Origin of the sequence: Neopusillimonas maritima (assembly GCF_003576595.1) — a bacterium.
In the GTDB taxonomy this organism is placed as follows: domain Bacteria; phylum Pseudomonadota; class Gammaproteobacteria; order Burkholderiales; family Burkholderiaceae_B; genus Neopusillimonas; species Neopusillimonas maritima.
Genome location: NZ_NQOU01000001.1, coordinates 115,007 through 125,721 on the forward strand (window position 1 = coordinate 115,007; position 10,715 = coordinate 125,721).

A 10,715-nucleotide genomic window follows, 5' to 3' on the forward strand; every position below is an offset into this window, starting at 1 on the left:
AACATGGACATCAAAAACAAAGTATTTATCGTCACCGGCGGCGCCTCGGGATTGGGCGCCGGAACCGCACGCATGCTGGTCAAAGAAGGCGCCAAAGTCGTCTTGGCCGATGTACAAGACGAACCCGGCCAGGCACTGGCCAAAGAGCTCGGCCAAACCTATGTGCACTGCGACGTGACCCAGGAAGCCGATGCGCAAGCCGTTATTGAGGCGGCGCGTCAACAAGGTCGCCTGTTCGGCCTGGTGAACTGTGCCGGTATCGCCCCAGCGTCACGCACAGTGGGCAAAAACGGCCCTCACGCCCTGGAAACATTCCAGAAAGTCGTAATGGTGAATCTGGTGGGGACGTTCAACATGTCGCGTTTGGCGGCTGCCGCCATGAGCGAAAACGAACCCGAACCTACCGGCGAGCGTGGTGTATTAATTAATACCGCCTCCGTTGCCGCCTTCGACGGCCAAATTGGCCAAGCTGCCTATGCCGCATCGAAAGCCGGTGTAGCGGGCATGACGCTTCCCATTGCGCGCGATCTTTCCAAACTGGGCATTCGCTGCATGACCATTGCCCCAGGCATTTTCGGTACCCCCATGGTGTACGGCATGCCCCAAGAGGTGCAAGACTCGCTGGCCGCCAGCATTCCCTTCCCCTCCCGCCTGGGCACCCCGGAAGACTACGCCAAGCTGGTACACAGCATTGTGACCAACGAAATGCTGAACGGTGAAACCATTCGCCTGGACGGCGCCATTCGCATGGCACCAAAATAAGCCGACATCAACATGGGCTTGTTCCGGTCTGCGGCAACAGTCAGCAGTTTTACCCTGCTATCGCGAATCACTGGTTTGGTTCGCGATATTTTTATTGCCGGCTCGTTTGGCGCAGGGCCGCTTACTGACGCCTTTTGGGTCGCCTTTCGTATCCCGAACCTATTGCGCCGTCTGTTTGCGGAAGGCGCGTTTGCCCAGGCATTTGTGCCTATTCTGGGGCAAACACGTGAACAGGAAAGCCCGGAGCGGGTACGCGAACTACTGGATCGGGTGGCATTATTGTTAACGGTTGTGCTGATGACCGTGACATTAATTGGCATGTTGTCTGCGCCCTGGGTGGTCAGCGCCATGGCCAGCGGCATGTTGAATCCCGATCGCCAAACCGAATTCGAGGCGGCGGTTTGGATGACTCGTGCCATGTTCCCGTATATTTTGTGCATGTCACTGGTAGCGTTCGCATCCGGTGTGCTGAACACATGGCGGCGCTTCGCGGTACCGGCCTTTACACCCGTACTGCTTAACCTTTGCATGATTCTGGCTTGCCTGTTTCTGCTGCCCCACTTCAGCACGCCTATTTATGCATTGGCAATTGGAGTTCTTGCCGGGGGGGTGGCACAGTTAGCCGTTCAATGGGTCGCCCTGGCGCGCCTGGGCTTATTGCCACGCTACTCGTTTCGCCTGCGCCAGGCCTTGCAAGACAGCACCGTGCGCTACATCATGCGCCAGATGCTGCCCGCGATCCTGGGGGTCTCGGTAGCGCAAATCTCCTTGCTCATCAACACCAATATTGCCACTTGGCTGGCAGCCGGCAGCGTAACCTGGCTGTCTTTTGCCGACCGGCTCATGGAGTTTCCCACCGCTTTGCTGGGCGTGGCGCTGGGCACAGTGCTGCTCCCCAGCTTATCGGCTGCCCATGCGCAAAGCGACCACCATCGGTACAACCACCTGCTGGACTGGGGGCTGCGTCTGGTTGTTTTATTAGGGTTGCCCGCGGCTTTGGGCCTGGCATTGCTCAGCGAAGGGATGGTGGCCACCCTATTTAACTACGGCGCCTTCACCGCTTACGATGTCGCGCAAACCGAAGTGGCGGCCATGGCTTATTCCGCAGGGTTAGTGGGTCTGCTGGCAATCAAGATTCTGGCCCCGGGATTTTACGCCAAGCAAGATATTCGTACCCCGGTGAAAATTGCCCTGGTCGTGCTGGTGCTCACCCAATTATTCAATCTGGTTTTCGTACCCCTATTCGATCACGCTGGTCTGGCGCTCTCAATCGGGCTGGGTGCCAGTGTGAATGCCCTATTGCTGCTCACCCTGTTGCTGCGTCGCGGCACGTACAAGCCCGCGCCCGGCTGGGGCCTATTTATGCTGCGCGCCCTTCCCGCCCTGCTGGCGCTGGGGGCCATACTTTATGGCGTAAACCACACTGTAAATTGGGTAGACCCCGCCTTATCAGCCGGCTTGCGCGTTGCCCTTTTGCTGGGCACCATCGCCCTGGCCGGCACGGCTTATTTTGCGGTGTTGTTTCTATTTGGTTTTCGCCCACGCGACTTTACAAAAAGGGCTACCTAAGTTAGAATCTTTGTCTTTGCTAATTAAACACACTTAATCCGTACGAAATAACTATGGCTAATACCGCACAAGCACGTAAACGCGCCCGCCAGGCGATTAAACTGAACAAGCATAACTCCAGCTTGCGTTCCATGCTGCGCACGTCTATTAAACGTGTTCGCCAGGCAATCGACGCAGGCGACCAGGAAGCTGCGAACACCGTTCTGCGCTCCACCGCCAGCATTATCGACCGCGTTGCCGACAAAAAAATCATCCACAAAAACAAAGCTGCCCGCCACAAAAGCCGTCTGTCTGCTGCTGTGAAAGCTATGGCTTCCTAAGGAAGTCGGCACGGTTTAATTGGCAAAAAGCTGTCAGTAAAAACTGTCAGAACAAAACAGGTAACCAGCCAATAATTTTGGCACGTTACGTTACCGCAAACAGGGTGCTCTTTCAGCACCCTGTTTTTTTGCCCGAAACAAACAACAATGTGCAGGCATAAAAAAGCCCGGTTAGTCCGGGCGTTCTGGCGGGGCCTCTACTTCTGCCGTTTTCAGCTTATTGCTACGGGCGAAATCCACAACAAAATTCCAGGCCAGCGGTTCGAGATCGCGCAAACGTGGATCAACCGCTACGCAACGCACACCATCAATATAGGTAGGCAGTACATAAGGGGAATACGTAAGACGGTTGGCGGGCATACCAGGTGGCCGAAACTGTGACATGACCCCTGCAAGGCGTTCGGCCCAATCGCTTGGCCGAAAACGCTGGCCGGACTCCGTTACGCCGTAAATAATGAACTGCTGCACGATACTTTCACGGGAATTTTGCGTGGCTGCATTGTACTGCTTTAGGCGCCGAATCGCAGGGCCGCCCCAAAATTGTTTATCATACTCAATTAAACTTCTTTGCAAGCGAATCAAGGTTGATCATGTCTCACACCCAGTCTCCCGCAGCGCCCTTGCGCCACTTCCTGCAATTCAACGACTTCACTCACGACGAAATCCTGTATGTGCTCGAGCGCGCGCGCCTTATTAAAGACAAATTCAAGCGTTATCAACCGCACCACACCCTGCACGACCGCACCCTGGCCATGGTATTTGAAAAAGCCAGCACCCGTACCCGTGTCTCGTTTGAAGCGGGTATGTATCAAATGGGCGGCTCGGTCATTCACTTAACAACAGGCGACTCCCAACTTGGGCGTTCTGAACCCATTGAAGACACCGCCCGCGTCGTATCGCGTATGGTCGACCTGGTCATGATCCGCACCTTCGAGCAAACGCGTATTGAACGCTTTGCCGCCCATTCACGCGTACCGGTTATCAACGGCCTAACCAACGAGTTCCACCCCTGCCAGATCCTGGCTGACATTTTCACATTTATCGAACACCTTGGCCCCATTGAAGGCAAAACCGTTGCGTGGATCGGCGACGGTAACAATATGTCGTACACGTGGCTTCAGGCCGCCGAAATGCTGGGCTTTACGCTGCATATTTCAACCCCTGCCGGCTACGAGCTGGAACCCGAACGCATCGGCACACCCCCTGAAAGGGTGTTGCGTGTGTTTACCGACCCCATGGAAGCCTGCAAGGGCGCGCACCTGGTCACCACTGATGTCTGGACCAGCATGGGCTACGAAGAAGAGAACGAAGCCCGTCGTAAAGCCTTTGCCGACTGGTGCGTTGATGAAGAGATGATGGCGGTGGCCGACCCGAAAGCCATTTTCATGCACTGCCTGCCGGCCCACCGTGGGGAGGAAGTAACCGGCGACGTAATAGACGGCCCACAAAGCGTGGTGTGGGACGAAGCGGAAAACCGCATGCACGTACAAAAAGCGCTTATGGAATTTTTGTTGCTGGGGAAACGCAGTGGTTAAAGCAGATTAAACGATCAGCAAGACAGATTTGAATAGATGTTCGTTAGAACAGCCTGTATTTTTCCAACGGCAGGCCGTTTTCTTCAACAAAAGCATTAGAACTATTAATGGCTTTAGCATTTTGCTTTAGCCATAAATCCATTTGCGTATTCATCATAGATTGCGCCACATCTTCCTTAACTCCACGTAAAGCACCTCGATTGTCAGGCGGGCGCCTAACAATCGGGGAAGGTGTCTGAAAAAGTTTCTTAACCATTCACGACTTGTCTTTACCGGCGTCTTTCAACGTAGGCAAAGGTGCCCCTTTCTTCGACGTTAGCAAACCCGCGTCCAGATAAGTGCGCAATTTGTCGCGTGTATCCACAATGTCCAGATTCCGCATCGTAAGCTGTCCAATACGATCGCGCGGCGAGAAGGCCGATTCGCCCTTTTCCATAGTGAGCCGCTCGGCCTGATAAGTAAGGTTGGGCGAGGTGGTGTCCAGCAGGGAGTAATCATTCCCACGGCGCAGCTCAACCGTTACTTCACCGGTAACCGCGCCGGCCACCCAACGTTGCGAGGCTTCGCGCAGCATAATGGCTTGTGGGTCGAACCAGCGGCCCTGATACAGCAAACGGCCCAGCTTCAAGCCGTTCATGCGATATTGCTCAATGGTGTCTTCGTTGTGAATACCGGTAACCAGACGCTCGTAGGCTATAAACAATAACGCCATGCCCGGGGCTTCATAAATACCGCGGCTCTTGGCTTCGATAATGCGGTTCTCAATTTGATCGCTCATGCCCAAGCCGTGGCGCCCACCAATGCGGTTGGCCTCCATTACCAGTTCAACCGCATCGCTGAACGTTTTACCATTCAACGCAACGGGCTGACCCTCTTCGAAACGAATGGTGACGGTTTCGGGCTTGATTTCAACGTCGTCACGCCAGAAAGGCACACCCATAATAGGTTGAACGATTTTGATACCGGTGTTCAGGTATTCCAGATCTTTTGCCTCGTGCGTGGCACCCAACATGTTGGAGTCGGTGGAATAGGCTTTCTCGGCCGACATTTTGTAGCCGAAACCATGCTTTTGCATGTATTCCGACATTTCAGCACGCCCGCCCAGCTCGTCGATAAAGACCTGATCGAGCCAAGGTTTGTAAATTTTAAGATCGGGATTGGTAAGCAAACCATAGCGGTAGAACCGCTCGATATCGTTACCCTTGAACGTACTGCCGTCGCCCCAAATATGAACGTCGTCTTCCTTCATGGCCGCCACCAACATGGTGCCCGTCACCGCACGACCAATAGGCGTGGTGTTGAAATAGGTAACACCGGCCGTGGTGACGTGAAAGGCACCGCACTGCAGCGCCGCAATCCCTTCGGCCACCAATTGCGGGCGGCAATCAATTAAGCGGGCGTTTTCTGCACCATACTCGCGCGCGCGCTTGGGGATAATGTCGTAATCGGGTTCATCGGGCTGGCCCAAATTGGCGGTATATGCGTAAGGAATTGCGCCTTTTTCCCGCATCCAAAGCAAAGCGGCACTGGTGTCGAGGCCGCCGGAAAAAGCAATGCCGACCTTCTGGCCAACAGGAACGTCTTGAAGAATTGTGGTCATTATTTGCGCCGAAATAGATCAATTGGGTAAATGGTAGATTCTACTACGAGGCCATGGCGCCGTCTTTCGAGCGCGGCAAGGCCATACCCAATGCAGGCAAGTCGTTGGGCTGATCGACGTCTTGCAGCACGCCGTCGGTTTCAACATCAACCCAATGTATGTAAGCGCTGTGCGCCTGCAAAATACTGCGTGCGCCTTCGTCGCCCTGCAAGCGGCTAAGGGCGGGCAAAAACGACGGCCCCCACAAAATGGGGTTGCCCGGCTGCCCTTTGTAGCGTGGCCGGCAAATTTCAATGGTTTCATCCAACTGAAAAGCATCCATTAGCGCGTTCAACGCTGCCGCATTAACTCGTGGCATATCGCTTAAGCAGATTAATACACCTTCCGTATCGGGTACCGCGCCGGCACCTGCCGCCACCGAATGGCCCATGCCTTGCATGTGCTCGGGATTATGGACAAACTGTACCGACAAGCCCGCCAAGGCCTGCTCAATTTCAGGGGCGTTGTGCCCCAGCACCACAATAACGCGACTGCAGTTTGAAGCCAGGGCCTGCAGCACAACCTGCCGCACCATAGGCATGCCCCTGTAAGGCAAAAGCAACTTATTGTGCAAGCCCATACGGCGGCTGGACCCGGCTGCCAACACAACGCAGGCAACCTCGCGGAACGGTGTACTGGAAAAAACCATAACCTGCTGTTTGCCTCGAATCTGGGTATTAACAATATTTCAAAATAGTAACAGAATCTAACTCAATAAGAATAGGTAAGGTTACGGTAGACATTTAGCGTAATAAAGGACTCAACCCATTATGCTGCAACTTGGATTCAACGACCCTCAGTTCGAAGTTTGGGCCCAACGCGCCTTAATGAATATTGCCGAAGGTGGATGCGAACTGGGCGAAGTGCTGTCGCCGGCGCCCCGCATTCCCGCCGGTAACACCGACACCTGGTACCGTGAATGGTGCGCGCTGGCCGACCGTCTTTATGAACAGGCCGGAGAATGCCGGAATAAAGGCCATTTAATTAGCGCCCGACAGCTTTACCAACGTGCCGCCACCTACTACAGAACGTCTTATCCTTTACTGTTCGGCACCCCCACCGACCCCCGTGTGCTTGAAGCCTACCGCAACGAAGCCCGCGCCTTCCGCTGGGCCGCGCAATTATTCAGCCCACCCATTGAGGCACAAACCATACCGTTTGAAAACACCACCCTGCCCGGCTATTTCTATAGCGGAGGTCACGGCCAACGCCCTTTACTGATTTGCACCAATGGGTACGACGACACCCTGCACACCATGCATTACGCCCATGCCGTCGCCGCCCAGCGGCGCGGCTACCACGTACTTACCTTCGACGGCCCCGGCCAAGGCGCGCCCCTAATAGAACACGGCCTAACGTTAAGACCCGATTGGGAAAACGTAGTGGGTGCCGTGTTGGACCACATTCTGGCCCGCCCCGACATTAATCCCAATAAAGTAGCCCTGGCCGGCTGGAGCTTCGGCGGCTTTCTGGCCCCCCGTGCCGCTGCGGGTGAACCACGCATTAAAGCCTTAATTGCCGACCCCGGCCAATGGGACATGCTCGCAGCCATAGCCGGCATGCTCAAACGCATGGGGGCCGAAGACCTTGTGGCTGCCCTGCCCAACCTGCCCAAAGAAGCCAACGCCCCCATCATGCAGGCCATTGAACACAACCCCGCGTTGAAATGGACCCTGGTGCAACGTGGCTTCTGGGTGCACGGCGTAAATTCCTTCACAGAATATGTCAAAGCCCTGGCCGAATTCACCGTGTCGGACCGCGTACACCAAATTCAATGCCCGGTATTTATTACCCAGGCTGAAAACGACCCCATTGCAGGGGCTGCCGACGTGCTGTTCAACGCCATTGAGGCACCCAAAACCTTTAGACGTTTTACGGCACAAGAAGGTGCCGGCGACCATTGTGAAGCCATGGCCAGGTCGGTTTACCACCAGCACGCGTACGATTGGCTGGATACGGCGTTTAAAGACTAGCTTAGCTATCATCTTAATGATAGAATTGTGTACACAGTGATACACAAACATTAAAGGCTTTTGTCATGGAAACGACTAAGGTAGGCATCCGGGAATTCCGGGCAGGCTTAAGCGAATTTATCGCGTTAAACACCCCCGTTGCTGTCACGCGCCATGGCCAAACCATTGGCTATTTTATTCCTGCGCGCGGGCAAAACGAAGCCGAACTGGCCGCACTGAAGCAAGCCAGCCAAGTCTTGGATGACATGCTGGAAAAACATACGGTTGACCCTGAAGCCGTTGTGGCCGAGTTCAAACAAAAACGCCAAAAAGCTCGCGCGCAATGAGCGGTGCAAAAGCAATCGTTTTAGATGCGAATATTCTGATTCGTGCCGTGTTGGGGCAAAAAGTACGCAACTTAATACTGACGCATGCAAGTAGCGTTCAGTTCTTTGCGCCGGATATCGCTTATGCAGACGCTCGCAATTATTTGCCACCTCTTTTAGAAAAGCGAGGGGTCGCTCCTGACACTGTCGTTACCGTGCTAGATCGACTCGAATCGATTGTGCTTCCGCTCGACGTTACGTTTTATAACTCCATTAGAAAAGAAGCCCTTAACCGGATTGCCATGCGGGATGCCGATGATTGGCCAGTCTTAGCCTGTGCCATGCTTCTTGACTGCCCGGTATGGACAGAAGACGCCGACTTTTTTGGAACTGGTGTCGCCACGTGGACGAGCGACCGCGTAGCCCTTTATCTGAATACTGCGTCAAAACGGTAGTATTACATCGTTAAAGCCTGCCAAAAGAAATTGGCGTTATCGTCGGGTCGCGCTTCGCACCCGTGCCCTTCTCCGGGGTTCATTCGGTAATGCCTCATAAACCTTACGTACCAATTCCACCCCATACTGGCGCTCCAGCTTACGCACGGTGAAGTGGCCTTGGGCCATTTCCTGGAAGTGATCCATAAACAAGGTATTAATGGCCGCCCCGCCGGCCGCGCCGATAGCGGGAATGGCCTGCGCGGCCATTTTTTCGGTTACCTGCACCCCGAAGCGCTTGGCCACCTTGGCAATAAGCCGCACCATAATTGGCGCACCTTGCTCTACCAAACCTTTTTCCGCCACATACCGCCCTGCTTCCGCAATGGATTGCGCCAACACCGTGCGCACTGCGAAATAACCGCTTTCGGCGGCGTCGTCATCTTGTGTTTTCCCGCCCAGGGCAAACACCTCGATGCACGCACGCCGCGTATCCTCAGAAGAAAGAGATTCGCCATGGCTGCGCGCCACATCGGCCACCGAGCGCAGCATGATGGTGGTAGAAATAGGCAGCTCCACCGCCAGCGCCGCCAGCCCAAAGAAGCCCCCCACACCGCCCGACACCGCCACACCCACCTGATGCCAGCGATTCGACGCCGCCTTGCCCGGCACATCCGTTAAGGTATACAACGCCGCGTTCGACGCCTTGCGCAACGCTTTTTCAGTCACCTCGCCAATTTTGCTCGACCACGACGCCGGCAAACGGGCCAGGCCTTTTTCAATCGGCATGCCAATGACGCTGGTAATGCGCGTGGCCAAGCCCGGATGCTCTAACAAAGCCTTGGCGTAGCGCAACTGCGCCAGGTCATCCGGCGCCAGCTGGCCAAAAACAGCATGGGGCTCGGCATGGAACGACACGGATTCGTTCATGAAAACTCCAATGAAATCATTGTGCCACCCGTTCTATGCTGAATAAATGCGTGACCTTCACACTACTGCGAGACACACGCCTTACCTGCCAGTATGGCCACGCTTAACCAACTGCTCTGCCGTAGGCCGGCTTGCAGCTACAAGTTCCTCCCAATCATCCGGCGGATTACCGCGCTGGAGCATTTTTTCAAATACGGCGTAAGGGTCTGACTTGCTGCCGGATGAGCGTAACGTCTGTTCATCATTCACCCACGCATAAACGATAACCTTAGCCCTTGAGTCATAACGAAAGAACAAACGAAAACGCCTGCCAATTTTAGCTCGGCGCCAATGCCGATGTGCCGCCCCCAAGGTATTGCCCTGGCGAAATTCGTCGCGCCCCGGGTTGGTAGGTATGGTTTCATAAATCAATTGCGACAACGCCCTGAATAACTTCACATTCGCGTTGTGTTCGTAACCCTCAGGCTCACTGCGCCGAGCCCGCTCGGCAGCTAAACGCAACTTCTGTAATTGCACCACAATGCAATCGTGGAACAACAGTGTCCACCCATGTTGCTGTATCAAAGCGCTACTTCGCCCTCAATATCTTCATTCGTATCGACCGAATGCCCTGAACTTGCCTTCATTGCTTGCGCAAGACCTTTGGGCAAACTACCAATGCGCTTTCCTTGGCCGATGTCTTTTTCCAATAACGCCAAAAACGCACCGATAGCAGGATCCTCATGCGGGGCGGCAGCGCACGTAACAATAACCTCACCACCACGAAGTTCAAAAATTACTTTGCTTCCAGTGGTTGCGCCCAACGCCTGCCTAATCGACTTGGGCAAGGTAATTTGCCCCTTGGAAGTGAGGGTGGACTGTTCATGAATACCAGCCATGGCGAAGTTCCTAGTAATAACCTATATACGTCGATGGTAAGAATTATTCCTTACCTTGTCAACGGTTAACTGATACATAACTGATAAACAGAATTCTTGACTGGCAAGCCCAGGAGCTGGGTCATTTTCACTTGATCATATTGCGGGACAAACATGACCTGAAAAAAATTTCATTCAGCTTCCCTAAAGTTTATTTTCCCCGCGTCGTTAATGCCACTGAACAGGAAGCGTACTAACCTTTCTGGCAACCGGGCGAATACCCTTCGCCAATTTTTCTTACAGGAGTTACTCATGTCAGTAATTAACACCAACTACCTTTCTCTGGTTGCCCAAAACAACCTGCAGAAATCGCAGTCTGCCTTAGGCACTG

14 protein-coding genes are annotated in these 10,715 nt (G+C 54.2%); 7 read left to right on the forward strand and 7 right to left on the reverse strand.

The genetic code is table 11. The annotated features are described in order from the left end of the window. Positions 1–3: 3 nt before the first annotated feature. From CJO09_RS00545 to rpsT, 3 genes are read left to right on the forward strand one after another with little or no spacing between them, the layout of a single operon-like run. Entirely contained in the window at positions 4–762 is a 759-nt protein-coding gene (locus tag CJO09_RS00545; protein ID WP_119440634.1) for a 3-hydroxyacyl-CoA dehydrogenase, read from the forward strand. A gap of 12 nt (positions 763–774) precedes the next feature. Continuing rightward, entirely contained in the window at positions 775–2,331 is a 1,557-nt protein-coding gene (gene murJ, locus CJO09_RS00550) for a murein biosynthesis integral membrane protein MurJ (protein WP_119440635.1), read from the forward strand. A 53-nt stretch (positions 2,332–2,384) separates the two neighbouring features. Further along, positions 2,385–2,651, forward strand: coding sequence for a 30S ribosomal protein S20 (gene rpsT / locus CJO09_RS00555; protein ID WP_114420612.1), 267 nt, complete (start codon positions 2,385–2,387; stop codon positions 2,649–2,651). 171 nt (positions 2,652–2,822) lie between these two features. On the opposite strand, the gene CJO09_RS00560 is transcribed toward rpsT, so the two are convergent. Next, positions 2,823–3,122 (reverse strand): DUF3579 domain-containing protein, encoded by a 300-nt coding sequence (locus CJO09_RS00560; RefSeq protein WP_119441328.1) that lies wholly within the window; start codon positions 3,120–3,122, stop codon positions 2,823–2,825. Between the two features lie 119 nt (positions 3,123–3,241). On the opposite strand from CJO09_RS00560, the gene argF reads away from it, so the two are divergent. Next, on the forward strand, positions 3,242–4,186 hold the full coding sequence (gene argF / locus CJO09_RS00565; RefSeq protein WP_119441329.1) for an ornithine carbamoyltransferase: 945 nt from the start codon (positions 3,242–3,244) through the stop codon (positions 4,184–4,186). Positions 4,187–4,229: 43 nt separating this feature from the next. On the opposite strand, the gene CJO09_RS15720 is transcribed toward argF, so the two are convergent. From CJO09_RS15720 to CJO09_RS00580, 3 genes are read right to left on the reverse strand one after another with little or no spacing between them, the layout of a single operon-like run. Continuing rightward, the gene (locus CJO09_RS15720) at positions 4,230–4,442 is read right to left on the reverse strand and encodes a type II toxin-antitoxin system CcdA family antitoxin (RefSeq protein WP_119440636.1); all 213 of its coding nucleotides are present in this window, start codon (positions 4,440–4,442) and stop codon (positions 4,230–4,232) included. Continuing rightward, positions 4,443–5,786, reverse strand: coding sequence for an argininosuccinate synthase (argG, locus tag CJO09_RS00575; protein WP_114420611.1), 1,344 nt, complete (start codon positions 5,784–5,786; stop codon positions 4,443–4,445). Positions 5,787–5,829: 43 nt separating this feature from the next. Further along, on the reverse strand, positions 5,830–6,474 hold the full coding sequence (locus CJO09_RS00580) for a nucleotidyltransferase family protein (protein WP_119440637.1): 645 nt from the start codon (positions 6,472–6,474) through the stop codon (positions 5,830–5,832). 121 nt (positions 6,475–6,595) lie between these two features. Here CJO09_RS00580 and CJO09_RS00585 point away from each other — a divergent pair, with 121 nt between their 5' ends. The 3 genes from CJO09_RS00585 to CJO09_RS00595 all read left to right on the forward strand — a co-directional run bounded on the left by CJO09_RS00585 (position 6,596) and on the right by CJO09_RS00595 (position 8,558). After that, the gene (locus CJO09_RS00585) at positions 6,596–7,798 is read left to right on the forward strand and encodes an alpha/beta hydrolase family protein (RefSeq protein WP_119440638.1); all 1,203 of its coding nucleotides are present in this window, start codon (positions 6,596–6,598) and stop codon (positions 7,796–7,798) included. A gap of 65 nt (positions 7,799–7,863) precedes the next feature. After that, positions 7,864–8,124 (forward strand): type II toxin-antitoxin system Phd/YefM family antitoxin, encoded by a 261-nt coding sequence (locus CJO09_RS00590; RefSeq protein ID WP_119440639.1) that lies wholly within the window; start codon positions 7,864–7,866, stop codon positions 8,122–8,124. Further along, positions 8,121–8,558, forward strand: coding sequence for a PIN domain-containing protein (locus CJO09_RS00595; RefSeq protein WP_119440640.1), 438 nt, complete (start codon positions 8,121–8,123; stop codon positions 8,556–8,558). Before CJO09_RS00590 ends, CJO09_RS00595 begins: the two co-directional genes overlap by 4 nt. A 36-nt stretch (positions 8,559–8,594) precedes the next feature. Here CJO09_RS00595 and CJO09_RS00600 read toward each other — a convergent pair whose 3' ends face one another. From CJO09_RS00600 to CJO09_RS00610, 3 genes are all read right to left on the reverse strand, one after another. Beyond that, positions 8,595–9,467 (reverse strand): EcsC family protein, encoded by an 873-nt coding sequence (locus tag CJO09_RS00600; RefSeq protein ID WP_119440641.1) that lies wholly within the window; start codon positions 9,465–9,467, stop codon positions 8,595–8,597. A gap of 81 nt (positions 9,468–9,548) precedes the next feature. Continuing rightward, positions 9,549–10,028, reverse strand: coding sequence for a type II toxin-antitoxin system YhaV family toxin (locus tag CJO09_RS00605; protein WP_119441330.1), 480 nt, complete (start codon positions 10,026–10,028; stop codon positions 9,549–9,551). Continuing rightward, the gene (locus CJO09_RS00610; protein ID WP_119440642.1) at positions 10,028–10,345 is read right to left on the reverse strand and encodes a type II toxin-antitoxin system PrlF family antitoxin; all 318 of its coding nucleotides are present in this window, start codon (positions 10,343–10,345) and stop codon (positions 10,028–10,030) included. The genes CJO09_RS00605 and CJO09_RS00610 overlap by 1 nt, the downstream gene beginning before the upstream one ends. Positions 10,346–10,715: the final 370 nt, after the last annotated feature.